This is a genomic window from Bradyrhizobium oropedii (assembly GCF_020889685.1).
In the GTDB taxonomy this organism is placed as follows: Bacteria; Pseudomonadota; Alphaproteobacteria; order Rhizobiales; family Xanthobacteraceae; genus Bradyrhizobium; species Bradyrhizobium oropedii.
The window spans coordinates 1-17,551 of sequence record NZ_JACMYO010000179.1 but is presented as its reverse complement, the minus strand read 5'-3'; the positions used below and the strand labels follow the sequence as shown (position 1 = coordinate 17,551).

Genomic DNA, 17,551 nt, shown 5'->3' with positions numbered 1-17,551 from the left:
AACCACCGTTGGTAGTGTTGGAGCGCGCTGTGGCTTCCACGCGGCATCACCACAAGCATTTGTGGTTATGGGTCCCTGCTTGCGCAGGGACGACAGTTGTGGCTGTAGCCTCGGCGGGGCCTACCCCTTCGTAATCCGGTCGATCTCCGCCATCTCCTCGGCGCTCAGCTTCCAGCTGATCGCCTTGACGTTCTGTTCGACCTGCTCGGGACGCGTCGCGCCGGCGATGACGCTTGAGACTTGCGGGCGGGCGGCGAGCCAGGAGAAGGCGAGTTCGAGCATGGTGTGGCCGCGCTCCGTGGCGAAGGCCTGCAGCTGCTCGACGATGTCCTCGTTGCGCGGCGTGACGTAGCGATCCCTGAGGGCCGGGGCCTTGGCGAAGCGGGTGTCGGCGGGCGCCGCAGCGCCGCGCTGGTACTTGCCGGTCAACAGACCGCTGGCGAGCGGGAAGAACGGCAGCAGGCCGAGATTGTATGCTTTCGCTGCGGGCAGCAGGTCCTTCTCGATGCCGCGCACCACGAGGCTGTATTCGTCCTGGCAGGACACGAAGCGGTTCACGTTCATCTCGCGCGCGACGTATTGGGCTTCCGCAATCCGCCACGCCGGGAAGTTGGAGTTGCCGATGTAACGCACCTTGCCCTGGCGCACGAGATCGTCGAGCGCGCGCAGCGTCTCGTCGATCGGCGTCAGCGGGTCGTAATCATGCTGCTGGTAGAGATCGATGTAGTCGGTCTTCAGCCGCGTGAGGCTCGCCTCGACCGCCGACATGATGTAGCGCCGCGAGGCGCCCTGCCTGGTGCCGTCGGTTGCCATCGGCTTGGAGAATTTGGTGGCGAGCACGATGTCCTTGCGGCGATCGCCCAGCACGGTGCCGAGCACGGTTTCCGAGCCGCCCATGCCGGCATAGATGTCGGCGGTGTCGAACAGCGTGATGCCGAGATCGATCGCCTTGTGGATCACCTTGCGCGAGGTTTCCAGGTCGGTGCGCTGGCCGAAATTGTTGCAGCCGATGCCGACCGCGGACACGCGCAGGCCGGAGCCGCCGAGATTACGAATTTCCATGAGACAATCCTGTGGGATAGGCGAGGGATGCCGCGCATTGTGACAAGCACGCCGAGGGGCGGCAAGATGCCGCCCTACCGCCGGTCACGCATGGCACTGTCGCAAAATTTGCTGTGTCGCAAAAAAGCGGTCCCGGTCAGACGCGGCGACTGACGGGGACCGCTCGGGGCGAAGATCTGAGACGGGGGGCCTGATCTTACGCGAGGCGAAGCGTAGCCGGGCTTTGTAACGCGCCGGTGACATCTCTGTTCAATCCACAGGCCGCGCGTGCGCGCTCAGAGAACCTTGCGATAGATGACGAAGCCCGGCCTGTCCGCGACCTTGTCATAAAGCTGCATCGCGGTGTGGTTGGTCTCATGCGTCTGCCAGTAGACGCGCGGCGACCCCGCAAGCTTTGCCTGCGCGTAGACGCCGTTGATCAATGCGCGGCCGACGCCCTTGCCGCGCGCGGCTTCGCTGGTGAAGAGATCCTGCAAATAGCAGGTCGGCGCGATCGCCGTGGTCGAGCGGTGATACAGATAGTGCGTCAGGCCGAGCAGCCTGCCGCCGGCATCGGCGACCAGCGCATGCACCGGCTCGTAGGCGTCGAAGAAGCGCTGCCACGTCATCGCGGTGATCTCGGGCGCGAGCGCGGTCGGTCCGGAACGCTCATAGAAAGCGTTGTAGCCGTCCCACAGAGGAAGCCATTGGGCGTAATCGTCGCGCGTGACGAAGCGGATGGTGACGTCGTCGGACATGAACGGTCCTTGCATGATCCTGCGTTGCGCGATGCCTGCGCATCGCTTGCAATGTTCTATCGTCGTCAATGTGCGGGATCAATCGGGCGGTTGCGCCTCACTCGGCGGCGCGCAGCAGCCGCGCCAGATGGCGTTCGCGCCCGGCGCGCTGTGCGCGATACTCGTCGGCTCGGGCGGGATCGTCGGTATGCCGCACGAGGTCGGTCACCGGCGTGTAGCTCAGCATGCGGCCGCCGTCGGGCAGCGCCGTGCAACTGAAGCGCAGCACCCGGCCGTCGGCGAGGTTGAGGTTGATCGGCGTGGAATCGCCTGAACGCATCATCGCGATGCGATCAGTGATGAATGCGCTCAGTTCATCTTCCGGCAGCTCGTACGCACCGGTGTCGCGGCCATGATACATCAGCGCGACGAAGGGCGGCTTGCTGTCAGCCTGGGCGTCGGACAGCGCGAAGTAATCGCGGAAGGCGCGGTTGATGAATTCGGCACGGGTGTCGGCGTCGAGCAGCACGATGCCGATGTCGACCTGGTCGAGTGCGGCAGCAAGCCGTTCTGAGGTGGCGTGATGCTGCTGGTCCGCGGCGAAGGCGTCGACCCATTTCTGCCGCAGCATTCCGGTGATCAAGGCAGTGCCGGCCGTGGTCGCCGTCAGCATCAGCATCCGCGCGACGTCGGCCGTGTCATAGCCGGGCAGCGCGCGATGATCGAGGAAGAACAGCGCCGAGCCGGCCACCGCGATCGCAGCGGAGATCAGCCCGGAGGTGATGCCGCTGATCGAGCTCGCCAGCGCCACGATGCAGACGAACAGCGGCGCAGGATTGGGGACGGCGACAACGAGACGATCGATCAGGAAGGCGGCAAGCGCCGTGATCGCCGTCAGGGCCGGACCTGAAATTGCACGCCAGTCGAACCGCATGCGCGTTCTCGCTATCTGTCGAACAAACGATAAAGCGTTAGTTTGACGACAGGGCCGCAACGGCGCCGGCATTTCCGTTCCGACCGTTAAGCGGGCCTTGCCCGGGCCGAACCAGCTTTCGCTGCTTTCAAATAAAATGATATGCAGATCGGCATGGAACCCGCTTCCGGGCCTGCGGGTTACCGCGAGCTTTGCTTGCAAGAGGACATCGATGCCCGCCATTTCGCCTTCGCTGCTGCCGATCCTGATGTTGTTTGCCTCGAACGTCTTCATGACCTTCGCCTGGTACGGCCATCTCAAGTTCAAGGATCATTCGCTGCCCCTCGTCATCATGGTGAGCTGGGGCATCGCCTTCTTCGAATACTGGCTGGCGGTGCCGGCCAATCGCTGGGGCAGCGCGGTCTACAGCGCGGCGCAGCTCAAGACCATGCAGGAGGTGATCACGCTGGTCGTGTTCGCCGGCTTCTCGGTGCTGTACCTGAAGGAGCCGCTGGGCTGGAATCACGCGCTCGGCTTCGCCTTCATCGCTGCCGGCGCGTTCTTCATCTTCCACAAGTGGAGCTAGAGCCGAAACGGCTCTAGTGGCGTGGAGCCTGCTTGGCGGCGGGCGTCGTCGCGTGTGCGGGGTGGGCGCGGTCTTCGCCCTGCGTGCCGGTCACGATCAGGAGCGATGCCGCCAGCAGGATCGCCGCCGACAGCGTCACAGTCACAAGTCCGACTGGGGTCTTCATCATGTCGCGCCGCTGTCTCTCCCGCGCCTTGCCGCGGATCAGGTGCCCAAAGGAATCTGCTTGATTACGCCGGGATCGATGTTGCCATGCTGATGTTGCTCGACAGCACCGTCACGGCGACGACCAGGCACAGCGTCAGCGCGCCAAGCGCGAGCGACGCGGCGATCGCGTTCGTTAGCCGGGATGATGCCACTGGGGCAGGGCGGCCGTGGAAGCCTGCCGTGCCGGACCACCGTGTCATGGTCTAAATCCCTCAGGCCGCGAGCGAATCACTCGCGACATCCGAGCGAATCTGCCCATTGTCACGGGCAAGATTGCGGCGGCGGGGTCCTTCGAAAATGGCCAAAGTGCGGCGCGGAAGACGGTTTTGCCCGCAATTTGGGCAATTTCCCCGATCTTCCCGCTATTCAGGGCTCGCCGTTCAGAGGCCTGCCACCAGGCGGGCCTGAGGCTCGGCCTCGGGACCGGGCTGCCAATCCATCGAGACGAAACCGGGGGACTGCTCGACCCGCTTCAGCCAGGCGCGGATCGATGGAAAGGTCGTCAGGTCGAAGTCGCAGCGGTCGGCGACATGGGTGTAGCCGTAGAGCGCGATGTCCGCGACGGTGAGCTGTCCGGCGGCGAAATAGGCGTGGTCCTTGAGGTGATTCTCCATCACCTGAAGCGCCGCATAGCCGCGCTCCATCCAGTCCTCCAGCGCGTGGGTCTGCAGGTCGCGCCCGCCCTTGACCAGCGACAGCCAGAAATAGGCGGCACCGATATTCGGCTCCAGCGCGTGCTGTTCGAAGAACATCCACTGCAGCGCGTCGGCGCGATCGATCCGCGACTCCGGCGCCAGCGGCGTGCCGACCGCAACGTACCAGAGGATGGCGTTGGATTCGGCGAGATGGCGGCCTTCGGCGACCTCGAGCAGCGGCACCTGGCCGCTCGGATTCTTGGCCAGGAAGTCCGGGGTGCGGCTCTCGCCGCGCAGGATGTCGATCTCGATCGCCTCGTACGGCGTGTTCAGCACGGCAAGCGCCAGCCGGACCTTGTAGCTGTTGCCGGAGCGCTGCATCGAATAGAGCTTGTACATTGCGTCGGTGTTCACTCGGTGCGTCAGGTTCAACTTGGTCAGAGACGGTACGCTCGAAATTGCGCGGCCTGTCACACCGCAACGCCGCTAAACAATGATGCCGACGGGAGTGCGTCGCAAGCCCTGTAGAGTGGAAAAAGTCGAAACGTCTACCGCACTGCACGCGTGCAGAACGATTCCATCAACACGACAGAACAACTCGGATCACGCCTGCGCGACGCTGTGCACGGTGCCGGTCGATACCATCGGTGCCGTATGGCCGACGCGCTGCAATCTACAAGCGTTAACGCACGACGTGCCGGCCGGCAGCTGCGCCTGATGGCCTGTCGTCGGCGCCGTCAGGCAAGTGCAGTACGGCACATTGTCCTCGGAGCAATCCGCGCAGGCGCATGCGGCCGCAGGCCTAGCCGGCAAGGCTGGAGCGGCCGCCGCCGGGCTTGCCGGATATGAGTCATTTGGGGCCGGAACTTGCGGAATATTGCGCGTGTTGCGAGCCATGCGCGAAAGTTTTCGTGCTCTACCGCCAAGCTTCTTGCGATGCAGCGGCGACGGGCCTAGGGTGCCGCGATCCCATTCAAATCAAGTCGTGGCCCAACGGCTCACGACGTTTGCCAGGAGATGATAATGGCCTTTCTGTCCGCTGCGCTCGACCGTGTGAAGCCGTCCGCGACGATCGCGGTCACGGACAAGGCACGCGCGCTGAAAGCCGCGGGCCGCAACGTCATCGGCCTCGGCGCCGGCGAGCCTGACTTCGACACGCCTGCCAACATCAAGCTGGCTGCGATCCACGCGATCGAGGCCGGCAAGACCAAGTACACCGATGTCGGCGGCATCCCGGAGCTCAAGGAAGCCATCATCAACAAGTTCTCGCGCGAGAACGGGCTGAGCTACAAGCCGAACCAGATCATCGTCGGCACCGGCGGCAAGCAGGTGCTCTACAATGCGCTGATGGCGACCATCAATCCCGGCGACGAGGTGATCATTCCGGCGCCGTACTGGGTCAGCTATCCCGAGATGGTGGCGCTCGCCGGCGGTGAGTCGGTGCCGGTGATTTGCCCGGCCTCGACCGGCTTCAAGCTGCGCCCGGAAGATCTCGAGAAGGCGATCACGCCGAAGACCAAGTGGGTGATCCTGTGCTCGCCGTCGAACCCGACCGGTTCGGCCTATACCAGGAGCGAGCTCAAGGCGATCACCGACGTGCTGGTCAGGCATCCGCATGTCTGGGTGATGACCGACGACATGTACGAGCACCTCGTCTATGACGACTTCGTCTTCACCACCGCGGCGCAGGTCGAGCCGAGCCTCTACGAGCGCACGCTGACCGTGAACGGCGTGTCGAAGGCCTACTGCATGACCGGCTGGCGCATCGGCTATGCCGGCGGCCCGGCGCAGCTGATCAAGGCGATGGCGACGATCCAGTCGCAGTCGACCTCGAACCCGTCGTCGATCGCGCAGTGGGCGTCGGTCGAGGCGCTCAACGGTCCGCAGGACTTCATCGCCGCGAACAACAAGGTGTTCAAGGAACGCCGCGACCTCGTGGTGTCGATGCTCAACCAGGCGAACGGCATCGAGTGCCCGCGGCCGGAAGGCGCGTTCTACGTCTATCCGTCCTGCGCCGGCACGATCGGCAAGAAGGCGCCCTCGGGCAAGGTGATCGACAATGACGAGGCGTTCGTCACCGAGCTGCTCGAGAGCGAAGGCGTCGCGGTCGTGCAGGGGTCGGCGTTCGGCCTCGGACCCGCGTTCCGCATCTCCTACGCCACCAAGACCTCGGATCTCGAGGATGCCTGCAAGCGCATCCAGCGCTTCTGCGGTAATCTGCGATAGTCGGTTTCGAACCTTCGAAACGCTCCCGCACCAGGTGCGGGAGCGTTTCTGTTTGTGCAGTCACCTCGCGCGGCGGTAAATTCGCAGAGTCAAATCACAACCAACTCATCTCACGCGCGTGTGTGCGAACATCGATGCCACACGCGGGAAGTTTTTACGGCGTCTTTGCGAACTGCCTTGTTTTGGACACGACCCTTGCATTCTGTCCGCCGCACAAATTCAGTTCACCTTGCGGAGACAGACCAATGCGACTTTCGACTCTCACCCTTGCAGCGCTTGCGTTGCTGGCGCCGTTCGCCACCGCCAACGCGGCACCCCAGCAGGTTCAGGCCGGGGTTCTGCAATGCCAGGGCGGCGAGAACGTCGGCTTCGTCGTCGGCTCTGTTGCCCGCCTCGAGTGCGTATTCCAGAGCGGCGGCCGCGTCCCGAGCCTTATGTTGCGACCGTGAAGCGGATCGGCGTCGACCTCGGCGTCACCGCGACGACCCAGCTCGCCTGGGCCGTGAGCGCGCCGACCACGCAGCTCCCGCGCGGTGCGCTTGCCGGCAGCTACGGCGGCGTCGGCGTCAATGCTTCGGTCGGCCTCGGCGCCGGCGGTAACTTCCTGTTCGGCGGCCCGAACAACGCCTATGCGCTGCAGCCGATCAGCGTGCAGGGCCAGACCGGCCTCAACGTTGCGGCCGGCATCGCCGGGATCGATCTCGAGCCGGTTCGCACCGCTGGCCCGCGCCGTCACCATCGCCACCACCGTCATCATCACCACCACTAAGCAGGTCGGTGTTCGATCAAAGGGGCCCGCGAAAGCGGGCCTCTTTTTTGTTGTCTGTCGTTTGTTGTCCGTTCCATGACTGGTTCTGCGTGGTCGCGCGGCAGCAACATCGCCACATCCGGCAACAATCGGTGGTCGAGCACCGCTAATTCTGGCCGACCGTTCGATGTTATGGCATAGGATGCGAACGGCGCCGCAGACACGGCGCCGTTCTGTTCTCTGCTCGCGTCATGCCTCTCTAGCCGGAGACTCCCCAACATGCGTCGCTTCACTCTCCTCGCCGGTGCTGCCATTTCCACGCTAACCGCAATCATTGGCGCCAACGCCCAACAGCCGAGCCAGCGCGTACAGGTCGGCGTCCTGGAATGCCGCGGCGGCGCGAGCGTCGGCTTCATCGTCGGTTCCGTCACCCATCTCGGTTGCGTGTTCCGCGCCAACGGCCTGCCTGAGGATCGCTACATCGCGACCATCCAAAAGGTCGGCATCGATCTCGGCATCACCCAGGAATCGGCGCTGGCCTGGGGCGTCTACGCACCGGTGGAGCGGCTCGGGCCGGCGGCGCTCTCCGGCAACTACGCCGGCGCGCAGGGCAGTGCGACGCTCGGCGTCGGCGTCGGCGGCAATGTGCTGGTCGGCGGTTCCGACAATACCATCGCCCTGCAGCCGCTCAGCGTGCAGGGCCAGGTCGGCGTCAACGTCGCCGCCGGTCTCGAGAGCCTGGAGCTGCGTCCGGGGCGCTAACTTGCGCGCACTCCGTTCGCCAATCGGCCGAAGAAGCCGCGGGCTTCTTCGGCAACGATTCCGGGCGCCTCGGCGTGAACATAATGCCCGGTGTCGACGAACCTGATCGAAGGTTCGCTCCAGTAGTCCCCCAGCCTGTCCGACCATTCGGGCGCGATCAGCGGATCGCGGCGGCCCCAGAGAAAGCGCGATGGCACGTCGATGCGCGGTCGTGCCGGCAGCTTGCCTTCGAGCCAGAGCCGGCGATTGGGCGCGGACGAGAGATACCAGTCGAAGCCGCCCTGGATGTTGCCCGGCTTCATGAAGTTGTCGACATAGGCGTCCAGCAGGTCGCCGAACACGGCGGGATCGTCGCCCGACCAGTGGTCGAGGAAATGGCGGAAGTAGAGCCGGCATGTTTCGCGCGAGCTTCCGACCAATTGCGCGGCCCATGGCAGCTGCTGGAAGTATTGATACCAGACCTCGATCAGGTGGCCGGGCTGGCCGTAGCGCTGGCCGAGGCCCGGATAGGGCGTGCAGAGATAAAGCGTGCCGGTCAGCCGCTGTGGAGCATGATGCGACATCGCCTGCATGACGTAGGCGCCGAGATCGCCGCCGATCACGCCGAAGCCGTCATGGCCGAGCGCATCCATGAGCGCGAACATATCCAGCGCGTGGCGCTCCGCCGTTGCGGACGCGTCAGGACCCGGCACAGGCTTGCCGGTGTCGCCGCAGCCGCGCAGGTCGGGAGCGATCAGCTCGAAGCTGTCGCCGAGGCGCAGCATCAGCGGACGCCACACCAGCCAGAACTCCGGCCAGCCATGGAGCAGCAGCAGCGGCGGGCCCTTGCCGAAGCGCGCGACGTTGACGCGCAGGCCGCCGATGTCGATTTTCTGTTGCGTGATGCCCGCCGCGGCTGCGTCCGCGAAGGCTTTTTCCAGCGCCGTCATTGCGACCTCCTGTGGTTTGCCGCAGGCTGTCCGCGTTCACGCGTCCGGTCCAATACTCGTTCGATACGATAGCAGAGCTATTGCGTATTGCCGCCGGCGCCGGCCGCCGTGCTATATCGCCGGCATGGAATTACGACACCTGCGATATTTCGTGGCGCTCGGCGAGGAATTGAATTTCACGCGCGCGGCGGAGCGGCTGCACATCGCGCAACCGCCGCTGAGCCAGCAGATCCGTCAGCTCGAGGAGGAGCTCGGTGTCACGCTGCTGCAGCGGAATAGCCGTCCTGTCAGGCTCACCGAGGCCGGCGAGCTGCTGCTTGCGCGCGCACACGCGCTGCTCGCAAATTTCGAGAGCGCGGTTGCGGATACGCGGCGCGTCGGTCGCGGCCAGGCCGGCAAGCTCGGAATCGGATTCGTCGGCTCCGCCATGTTTGCCGGCCTTCCCGATATCATCGGCGCCTATCGCGACGCCTGCCCTGATGTCGAGCTCGTGCTTGACGAGATGCTGGCGGCCGAGATCGCCGAGGCGCTGCGGCGACGCCGGATCGATGTCGGCTTCGCACGTCCGGCGCTGCTCGACGAGCCGGGTCTTGCCCAGCGGTTCATCATCGAGGAGCCGTATGTTGCGGCGCTGCCGTGTGCGCATCCCCTCGCGGCGCGGCGCGACATCGCGCTCGCCGAATTGTCCGACGATGCCTTCGTGCTCTATCCGGCCCGCCCAGAGCCTTCGGTCACCGGCCTGATCGTCGCCGCGTGCCGGGTTGCGGGCTTTACGCCGCGGCTTGCGCAGGAGGTGCTTCATCTGCAAACTGCGATCGGCCTGATTGCCGCGGGCGTCGGTGTGTCACTCGTTCCGGAGGCCGCGGCACGCGCGCAGAGCGGTCGCGGCGTGGCTTACGTTCGGCTTGCTGCGCCGGTGGTGACGGCTCCGCTCACGATTGCGTGGCGCGAAGAAGATGTCTCGCCCGCCGTAGCGCGCCTGCTCGACATCGCGATGCGCTGGCGCGAGATTGCTTTGCCACCTGCGCCCTGAGGAACCGTCGCACGGACGCAATCGTCCGGACAATGACGGCGCTTTGCTCTGCCATCGCAAACTCCCGCGACGCCGCACCGCAGCGACGTTTTCCCGCTTGCCAAACGTCAAACGCAGGCAGAGCATTAACGGTCGCCGACCCAATCATGGGCCGAGCTCCAACACGAGGAGGCGGCAATGGGACAAGACGTCAGAAGTCCCCGAGGTCCACGGTGCATTGCATTGGTGGGCCCTTTCCAAAGCGGTAAGACCACACTTCTGGAAGCGATCATGGCGCGCACTGGCGCCATCAAGACGGCCGGCAGCGTCGATGCCGGAACCTCCATCGGCGATGCCAGCCCCGAGGCGCGTCAACACAAGATGGGCGTAGGCCTGACCGCCGCCACCACCACCTTTATGGGTGACAGCTACACCTTTATCGATTGTCCCGGCTCGATCGAATTCGCGCACGACATGCGTGCCGCGTTGCCGGCGGTCGATGCCGCGGTCGTGGTCTGCGAAGCTGACGAGAAGAAGCTTCCGCAGCTGCAGATCATCCTGCGCGAGCTCGAGGAGCTCGGTGTTCCCCGTTTCCTGTTCCTGAACAAGATCGACCGTGCCAACAAGCGCGTCCGCGAGACGCTTGCGACGCTGCAGCCGGCTTCGCGCGTCCCACTGGTGCTGCGCCAGATCCCGATCTGGAACGGCGATCTGATCGAAGGCTTCGTCGATCTCGCACTGGAGCGCGCCTTCGTCTATCGCGAGCACAAGCCGTCGGAGGTGATGGCGCTCGAGGGTGGCAATCTCGACCGCGAGAAGGAAGCGCGGTTCTCGATGCTGGAGAAGCTCGCCGACCACGACGACGCGCTGATGGAGCAATTGCTGGAGGATATCCAGCCACCGCGCGATGCCGTGTTCGACGATCTCGCGCGCGAACTGCGCGAAGGGCTGATCTGTCCGGTGCTGCTTGGCGCTGCGAGCCGCGAGAACGGCGTGCTCCGCCTGATGAAGGCACTGCGCCACGAGGCGCCGGGCGTCATTGAGACAGCCAGGCGGCTCGGCATCAAGGATCAGAAGGACGCGCTGGCCTATGTGTTCAAGACCGTGCATTTGCAGCACGGCGGCAAGCTGTCGCTGGCGCGCGTGCTGATGGGCCGCCTCGACGACGGCGCAACGCTGCAATCCTCGTCCGGCGAGAGCGGACGCGTCTCCGGCATCCTTGCGGTGTCAGGCGCGCATGACAGCAAGCGGCCGTCAGCGGAGGTCGGCGACGCCGTTGCGCTCGGCAAGCTCGACGCAATCAAGACCGGCGACACGGTCTCGAGCGGCAAGACGGCCCCGGCCTCGCTGGTCAAGGTCGAGCCGGCCGCGGCCGTGCTGTCGATCTCGATATCAGCGACCGACCGCAAGGACGACGTCAAGCTCGGCCAGGCGCTGCTGCGGCTGAACGAAGAAGATCCCTCGCTGACGATGATCCAGAACCCGCGCACCCACGACACCGTGCTGTGGGGGCAGGGCGAGATGCATCTGCGCGTCGCGCAGGAGCGGCTGAAAGACCGCTACGGCGTCAGCGTCAAATCGCATCCGCCGGCGATCGGTTACCAGGAGACCATCCGCAAGGCCGTCACCCAGCGCGGCCGGCACAAGAAGCAGTCGGGCGGCCACGGCCAGTTCGGCGACGTCGTGCTCGACATCAAGCCGAAGCCGCGCGGCTCCGGCTTCGAATTCCACGAGAAGGTGGTCGGCGGCGCGGTGCCGCGCAACTATATCGGCGCCGTGGAGGAGGGCGTGGTCGACGCGCTGGTGCGGGGGCCGCTCGGTTTCCCGGTAATCGACGTCGACGTCACGCTGACCGACGGCTCCTATCACAGCGTGGATTCCTCCGACCTCGCGTTCCGCACCGCGGCGCGGATGGGGGTCAGCGAAGGGCTGCCGCAGTGCCAGCCCGTGCTGCTGGAGCCGATCCACATGGTCGAGATCGTCTGCCCGACCGAGGCCACCGCAAAGATCAATGCGATCCTGTCGGCGCGGCGCGGCCAGATCCTCGGCTTCGACACCCGCGAGGGCTGGAGCGGCTGGGATTGTGTCCGCGCGACGATGCCGGAAGCCGAGATCGGCGACCTCATCGTCGAGCTGCGCTCGGCCACCGCCGGTGCCGGCACCTTCACCCGCCAGTTCGACCGCATGGCCGAAGTGACCGGCCGCGCCGCCGACCAGATCATCGCCGCGCATCGCGACGCGGCATGATGAAGTGACGTCATCCCGGGCGCGCAAGGCGTGCCCGGGATGTTCGGTGGGATGTGCAATTACACATTGTAAGACGACCGACACTATCTCGCCACGGATTGCGCGTACGTCCTCAGTCGCCGTCTGGACGGTGAGGGCAAGGTAGTGCGCGTGGTGTGGAAAGTTGCCGCATTGGCTGGCGTGCTGCTGATGCATGGCGTACTTGCGCAAGACAAGCCGATGGAGTTGACGCCCGCCGGCAAAGCCGTCTTGCAGGATTTGATCGCGCAGAAGCCGTCACCCTACGACCCTCCCTCGACTGGCCCTCTGCCAATGTGCGCGTTTCCCGGCGGCCTGTGCGGAGCGGTCCACCGCGACGGCGCGGTCGCGGTATTTCCCCGATACGACTGGGTTGGCCCGTTCTCGGATAACCGTGCCGCTGTCCGCGTCGGCGGTCTGTATGGCTTCATCGACGAGGACGGCCACGAAATCGTCAAGCCGCAATACCGCATCGTCGACGACTATCACTACGGCTTCGCCCAAGTCGACTTGGACGGAAAGTCAGGCCTGATCGACCGGGACGGCAAGATGGTGATCGAGCCGAAGTATGGATTCATCCGAGCGATCAGTCCTGATCGTTTTGCCGTATCGGAAGACCGGCAGCTGGGCGGTATGACCGGCGGGGAGGACTTTTCCAGTAGCCGGGTCGCGTTTACGCCGTCCGGCGAAGCGAGGTTCAGCGTCAGGGCCGCTGAGCCGTCCCTCACCGATGTCATCGACATCCAGGGCCGATTGATCGAGTCGCGCAAACCGCCGATTCCCGGGTTCGACAACAACCCGGCACTCCGCTGGGTGCAAAAGGACAAGCTTTGGGGGCTGATGCGCGCTGACGGAAGTTGGCTCGTCGAGCCGAAATTCCAGCAGGTGAGTGCGCTGACTAACGGGCTCGCACGCGTGATGGTCAACGGCAAGGTCGGCTTTATCGACCGGCGGGGAAACTTCGTCATCGAGCCGGTTTTCGACAAAGCCGGGTGGTTTATCGCGGGCTTCGATCGCACCTCGGCCGAGCGCGACGGTATCGTCGGCGTGATCGACAAGTCAGGCGCATGGATGTTCCAGACCAATTACCAGGGGCTTCAGTTTGCCTTTGCCAGTCTGAAGTCTGATCACCCCGGCGCTGTGTTCGGCTGGCACTTCAAGATGGCGGATCGTTGGGGACTTCTGGACCTCAATGGCCGCGTGGTTCTCGACGCCGAATATGATCAGCCGATCGGCCAATGCGCCGATGGCCGGCTCGACGCATACAAGAACAAGGAATGGCTTCACTTCAAGGCGGATGGCAGCCCGCTGCAGCCGCCGGGCGGCCGGCTGATCGACGCGTCATGTTTTGGCGGCACTCCGCCGTTCGTTTTGAAGATCGGAGACAAATTCGGTTTGGTCGACGCCGGCTCGAACCCAGTGACACCCGTGGTGTTTGACGCGATTGTGTGGGCCGGTTCGGACGTCAAGAATGCCAAGCTTGGCGGCAAATGGGGTCGCCTTGGGCCCGATGGACATTGGGTGCTCGAACCCAAATTCGACTACCTCTCGACCGGAACCAGTCTCTTCGTCGCATCGATCGATGGCAAGCGCGGCTTCATGCGCTCGGACGGATCATGGCTGATCGAGCCGAAGTTCGACGCGGCCGCGCTGCGTCGCGAAAATGATACCGCCTTTGTGACCCTGTCCGGAGCGACCGGTCTGCTCCGGCTTTCGGATCAATCCTGGGTCATTCCGCCGCGGCCGGGCGTTCTGTGCGATGTCAGTATCAGTCCTGTGATCATGTCGGAAGCCGCGGGCAAGCGCGCTATCCTGTCGCGAACCGGGGAGACGTGGGTCGACATTGGCGCCGAACGCGTGGGGGGCAACCTCGATTTCGGCCTGCTGACCTTTCTCAGGGACGGCACGTGGGGGCTGGTCGACACCGCCGGGCGAGTGATGATCGAGCCGCAGTTCGATGGGCCGGTCTACTTCACGCCGCGTCAACGCGGCGTGGCATGGGCCAAGCGCGACGGCAAATGGTGTGCGATCGACCGACACGCTCACTTGGTCCCGGGCATCGCATGCCTCGACACCAACCCCCTGGGTCGCGACAACCGCTTCGAGTGCAAAGTCGAGCGCTGACTTCCTCCGATCACGCCCGGCGCGGGCGTGATCGTTGGCAGGATGGCTGGATGCAGCTAGCTTGCGTCCCTGATGGGGGCGCACCGACAGCATGCTTGAGTCCCGCCGCAACCTGGCGCTGGCCTGCGCGCTCAGCGCGCTGGCCGGCTATGTCGACGGCATCGGCTATCTGCAGCTCGGCGGGCTGTTCGTCTCCTTCATGAGCGGCAACTCGACGCGGCTTGGCGTGGCGCTGGCCGACGGCCACTGGCAGCATGCGCTAGAGGCGTTGGCGCTGATCGTGCTGTTTGTTGCGGGGGCCGCGGCCGGCAGCCTGGTCGTGCTCAGCCCCCTGACTCATCGCCAGCCGTTGATCCTGTTCGTCGAGGCGCTGCTGCTGACAGCGGCAGCGTTGGCCTATGCCTATGGCCTGCCGAACGCGGCGGTCGCGGCCATCGTGCTGGCGATGGGGCTCGAGAACGCCGTTTTCCAGCTCCAGGGCGGAGCCGGGCTCGGTCTGACCTATGTCACCGGCGCGCTGGTCAAGGCCGGCCAGCTGATCGCCGCCGCGCTGACCGGCGGGGCGGGCTGGGCCTGGCTGCCCAATTTGATGCTTTGGGCGGCGCTGGTCGCGGGCGCGCTACTCGGCACATTTGCCTACCGCTCGATCAACCTCGGTGCGATCTGGTTTGCCGCAGCCGCGGCGTTCGCGCTCAGTGCGCTGGTTGCCGCAACCGCGAAGCGGACGGATTGACAGCGCGCGCGCCTTGGCCGATGTCACGGTCATGACCTCCGCAACCAAAACCCGCGCCGCGTGTCTGATCGGCTGGCCGGCGGCCCATTCCCGCTCGCCGCTGATCCATCATTACTGGCTGCGCACGCTCGGCCTCGAGGGCGGCTATGTGATCGAGGCGGTGCCGCCGGAGGATTTCAAGGATTTCCTGTTCCGCCTGTCGTTGCGCGGCTTTGTCGGCGCCAACGTCACCATCCCGCACAAGGAACAGGCGCTGGCGCTGTCGGCGCCGGACGCACGCGCCCGCGCGATCGGCGCCGCCAACACGCTGTGGTTCGCCGACGGTGAGTTGCGCTCGACCAACACCGATGTCGAAGGCTTCATCAACAATCTCGATGCCTGCGCGCCCGGCTGGGATAAGACGGAAGACGCGTTGGTACTCGGCGCCGGCGGCGCGTCGCGCGCGGTGGTGTTCGGCCTGCTCGAGCGCGGCATCGCGCGCGTGCATCTGGTCAACCGCACCATCGACCGGGCCCGTGCGCTCGCCGACCAGTTCGGTGCGCGTGTTCATCCCGCGACCTGGGACACGGTCGGTGAGCTGCTGCCGCGCGCCGGCCTGCTCGTGAACACGACGTCGCTCGGCATGCATGGTCAACCCGCGCTCGAGATCGATGTCGGTCTGTTGCCGCAGAGTGCGGTTGTTTCCGATCTTGTCTATGTGCCGCTGGTGACGCCGTTGCTTGCCGCCGCGCAGGCGCGCTCCCTGAAGACCGCCGATGGGCTCGGCATGCTGCTGCACCAGGCGGTGCGTGGCTTTGAGCTGTGGTTCGGGCAGCGGCCGCAGGTCACGCCGGAACTGCGCGCGATCGTTGAGGCCGATCTCACAAAGACTTGAGGCCTGGAATAGCGTCTCCGAGCCGGGGTCTCGTGTTAGTCCCCCCGCGTTCCCCCCGGAGATCAACCATGCCTGCCCGCCGTTTCCATCTCGTTCGTCCGTTCATTGCGTTCGCAATGGTGACGGTGTCCACGCTTTATGCGCTTGCGCAACAGCCGCCGACGCCGACCCGGGTGCGCGGAACCGTCGAAAGCGTCGACGGTGATACGCTTGCGGTGAAGTCGCGCAGCGGCGAGGACGTCAAGCTGCATATGGCCGGGAATATGGTGGTGCTCGGCCTCACCAGGATCGGGCTATCCGACATCAAGGTCGGTTCCTTCATCGGCACGACCACAGTGCCCGGCCCCGACGGCACGCCGAAGGCGGTCGAGGTGCATGTCTTCCCCGAGAACATGCGCGGCACCGGCGAAGGTTCGCGGCCGTACGATCTGAAGCCGAACAGCAGCATGACCAACGCGACCGTCGCGCAATCCGTCGTCGGCAATGACGGCCATACATTGCAGGTCAAGTACAAGGACGGCGAGAAGACGGTGCAGGTCACCCCCGATACGCCCGTCGTGACCTATGTTCCCGGCGACAAAGCGGACCTGAAGGCGGGCGCTAAGATCGTCGCCTTCATGAAGAAGCTGCCCGACGGCTCGTTTGAGACCGACCGCGTCAGCGTCGGGCGCGACGGCCTTACGCCACCGATGTGATGCGTCCTCTTACCCTCTCCCCTTGTGGGAGAGGGTCGCTTCGCGCAGCGAAGCGGGGTGAGGGGTCTGTCTCCGCGGATAGAGACCCCTCATCTGTCGCGGACTGCGCATAGCCGATGCGTAGCATCGGCGTCCCTCAAGAACGGCGGCCTCGTGGGCCGCCTATGGCCACCTTCTCCCACAAGGGGAGAAGGAAAGAGCGTGCATCACCTGTCCGTTACTGCGGTAACGGCCACTCGTCCGTTGCGTAGTTGTCGTGCGAGCCGTCGCTCCCGCAAGGAAGTTGTGGCTTGCACGGAATACCACCAATTCCCCGGTGTTCCCTGATTCGCCAGCCAAACCCATGAGGAACACCATGCCGAAATCGACGCCATTCGCCGCATTGCTTCTCGTTGCCTTTGCCTCGGTTGCATCCGCACAGCAGCCGCCGACGGTGCGCATTCGCGGCACCATCGAGGCCGTTGACGGCGCGCTGCTGTCGATCAAGTCGCGCGACGGCGCCGACATGAAGGTGCGGACGACGGATAACGTCGCCGTGTTCGGCGTCGCCAAGACCGATTTGTCGGAGATCAAGTCCGGTTCCTATATCGGCGTCACTGCGATGCCCGAGCCTGACGGGACGCAGAAGGCGATCGCGGTTCACATCTTCCCGGAAAATCAGCGCGGCGCCGCCGAAGGCTTTCGCCCGTGGGACCTGCGCGCCAACTCGACCATGACCAACGCCACCGTCGCCGAGACGGTGCAGGGCACCGACGGCCAGAACATCCTGGTGAAATACAAGGACGGCGAGAAGAAGGTCGTGGTGCCGCCGGGAACGCCGGTCGTCACCTTCGTCTCCGGCGACAAGTCGGAACTGAAGCCCGGCGCCAAGATCATCATCTTCGCTGCGGCGAAGAAGGAGGACGGCACGCTCGAAGCCAACCGCGTCAATGTCGGTCGCGACGGGATCGCACCGCCGATGTGATGCCTTTCACCCTCTCCCCTTGTGGGAGAGGGTCGCTTCGCGCAGCGAAGCGGGGTGAGGGGTCTGTCTCCGCGGCTAGAGACCCCTCATCCGTCGCGGA

The 17,551-nt window shown here is 65.0% G+C and carries 17 protein-coding genes and 1 pseudogene; 11 read left to right on the top strand and 7 right to left on the bottom strand.

What is annotated here, in order from left to right:
- Positions 1-120: 120 nt before the first annotated feature.
- The 3 genes from H8A95_RS34285 to H8A95_RS34275 all read right to left on the bottom strand — a co-directional run bounded on the left by H8A95_RS34285 (position 121) and on the right by H8A95_RS34275 (position 2,712).
- The gene (locus tag H8A95_RS34285) at positions 121-1,062 is read right to left on the bottom strand and encodes an aldo/keto reductase (RefSeq protein ID WP_229187157.1); all 942 of its coding nucleotides are present in this window, start codon (positions 1,060-1,062) and stop codon (positions 121-123) included.
- Positions 1,063-1,337: 275 nt separating this feature from the next.
- Positions 1,338-1,799 (bottom strand): GNAT family N-acetyltransferase, encoded by a 462-nt coding sequence (locus H8A95_RS34280; protein ID WP_229187156.1) that lies wholly within the window; start codon positions 1,797-1,799, stop codon positions 1,338-1,340.
- Between the two features lie 97 nt (positions 1,800-1,896).
- Entirely contained in the window at positions 1,897-2,712 is an 816-nt protein-coding gene (locus tag H8A95_RS34275; RefSeq protein ID WP_229187155.1) for a PAS-domain containing protein, read from the bottom strand.
- A gap of 211 nt (positions 2,713-2,923) precedes the next feature.
- On the opposite strand from H8A95_RS34275, the gene H8A95_RS34270 reads away from it, so the two are divergent.
- Positions 2,924-3,277: a DMT family protein gene (locus H8A95_RS34270; protein WP_212016991.1), complete on the top strand. Its 354-nt coding sequence runs from the start codon at positions 2,924-2,926 to the stop codon at positions 3,275-3,277.
- Between the two features lie 13 nt (positions 3,278-3,290).
- On the opposite strand, the gene H8A95_RS34265 is transcribed toward H8A95_RS34270, so the two are convergent.
- The 3 genes from H8A95_RS34265 to H8A95_RS34255 all read right to left on the bottom strand — a co-directional run bounded on the left by H8A95_RS34265 (position 3,291) and on the right by H8A95_RS34255 (position 4,518).
- Positions 3,291-3,446, bottom strand: a complete 156-nt coding sequence (locus H8A95_RS34265) for a hypothetical protein (protein WP_229187154.1) — start codon at positions 3,444-3,446, stop codon at positions 3,291-3,293.
- Positions 3,447-3,507: 61 nt separating this feature from the next.
- Complete coding sequence (locus H8A95_RS34260; protein ID WP_172803618.1) at positions 3,508-3,684, bottom strand: hypothetical protein; 177 nt, start codon at positions 3,682-3,684, stop codon at positions 3,508-3,510.
- A gap of 180 nt (positions 3,685-3,864) precedes the next feature.
- The gene (locus H8A95_RS34255; RefSeq protein ID WP_229187160.1) at positions 3,865-4,518 is read right to left on the bottom strand and encodes a glutathione S-transferase family protein; all 654 of its coding nucleotides are present in this window, start codon (positions 4,516-4,518) and stop codon (positions 3,865-3,867) included.
- Positions 4,519-5,142: 624 nt separating this feature from the next.
- Here H8A95_RS34255 and H8A95_RS34250 point away from each other — a divergent pair.
- The 3 genes and pseudogenes from H8A95_RS34250 to H8A95_RS34240 all read left to right on the top strand — a co-directional run bounded on the left by H8A95_RS34250 (position 5,143) and on the right by H8A95_RS34240 (position 7,855).
- Positions 5,143-6,345, top strand: coding sequence for a pyridoxal phosphate-dependent aminotransferase (locus tag H8A95_RS34250; protein WP_229187153.1), 1,203 nt, complete (start codon positions 5,143-5,145; stop codon positions 6,343-6,345).
- 245 nt (positions 6,346-6,590) lie between these two features.
- Positions 6,591-7,114 (top strand): annotated as a pseudogene (locus H8A95_RS34245) (DUF992 domain-containing protein).
- Positions 7,115-7,372: 258 nt separating this feature from the next.
- Positions 7,373-7,855: a DUF992 domain-containing protein gene (locus H8A95_RS34240; RefSeq protein ID WP_229187152.1), complete on the top strand. Its 483-nt coding sequence runs from the start codon at positions 7,373-7,375 to the stop codon at positions 7,853-7,855.
- Here H8A95_RS34240 and H8A95_RS34235 read toward each other — a convergent pair.
- Positions 7,852-8,784 carry an alpha/beta fold hydrolase gene (locus tag H8A95_RS34235; protein ID WP_229187151.1) on the bottom strand — a complete coding sequence of 311 codons (933 nt, stop codon included), beginning with the start codon at positions 8,782-8,784 and terminating at the stop codon, positions 7,852-7,854. The genes H8A95_RS34240 and H8A95_RS34235 overlap by 4 nt on opposite strands.
- A gap of 124 nt (positions 8,785-8,908) precedes the next feature.
- On the opposite strand from H8A95_RS34235, the gene H8A95_RS34230 reads away from it, so the two are divergent.
- The 7 genes from H8A95_RS34230 to H8A95_RS34200 all read left to right on the top strand — a co-directional run bounded on the left by H8A95_RS34230 (position 8,909) and on the right by H8A95_RS34200 (position 17,451).
- Positions 8,909-9,817: a LysR substrate-binding domain-containing protein gene (locus tag H8A95_RS34230; RefSeq protein WP_229187150.1), complete on the top strand. Its 909-nt coding sequence runs from the start codon at positions 8,909-8,911 to the stop codon at positions 9,815-9,817.
- Positions 9,818-9,994: 177 nt separating this feature from the next.
- Positions 9,995-12,043 (top strand): elongation factor G, encoded by a 2,049-nt coding sequence (locus H8A95_RS34225; RefSeq protein ID WP_229187149.1) that lies wholly within the window; start codon positions 9,995-9,997, stop codon positions 12,041-12,043.
- Between the two features lie 180 nt (positions 12,044-12,223).
- Positions 12,224-14,185 (top strand): WG repeat-containing protein, encoded by a 1,962-nt coding sequence (locus tag H8A95_RS34220; RefSeq protein ID WP_229187159.1) that lies wholly within the window; start codon positions 12,224-12,226, stop codon positions 14,183-14,185.
- Between the two features lie 91 nt (positions 14,186-14,276).
- Positions 14,277-14,918, top strand: coding sequence for a YoaK family protein (locus H8A95_RS34215; protein ID WP_229187148.1), 642 nt, complete (start codon positions 14,277-14,279; stop codon positions 14,916-14,918).
- 31 nt (positions 14,919-14,949) lie between these two features.
- Positions 14,950-15,792, top strand: coding sequence for a shikimate dehydrogenase (locus H8A95_RS34210; protein WP_229187147.1), 843 nt, complete (start codon positions 14,950-14,952; stop codon positions 15,790-15,792).
- Between the two features lie 116 nt (positions 15,793-15,908).
- The gene (locus tag H8A95_RS34205; protein ID WP_229187158.1) at positions 15,909-16,487 is read left to right on the top strand and encodes a hypothetical protein; all 579 of its coding nucleotides are present in this window, start codon (positions 15,909-15,911) and stop codon (positions 16,485-16,487) included.
- 355 nt (positions 16,488-16,842) lie between these two features.
- Complete coding sequence (locus H8A95_RS34200; RefSeq protein WP_163163220.1) at positions 16,843-17,451, top strand: single stranded DNA-binding domain-containing protein; 609 nt, start codon at positions 16,843-16,845, stop codon at positions 17,449-17,451.
- Positions 17,452-17,551 lie beyond the last annotated feature (100 nt).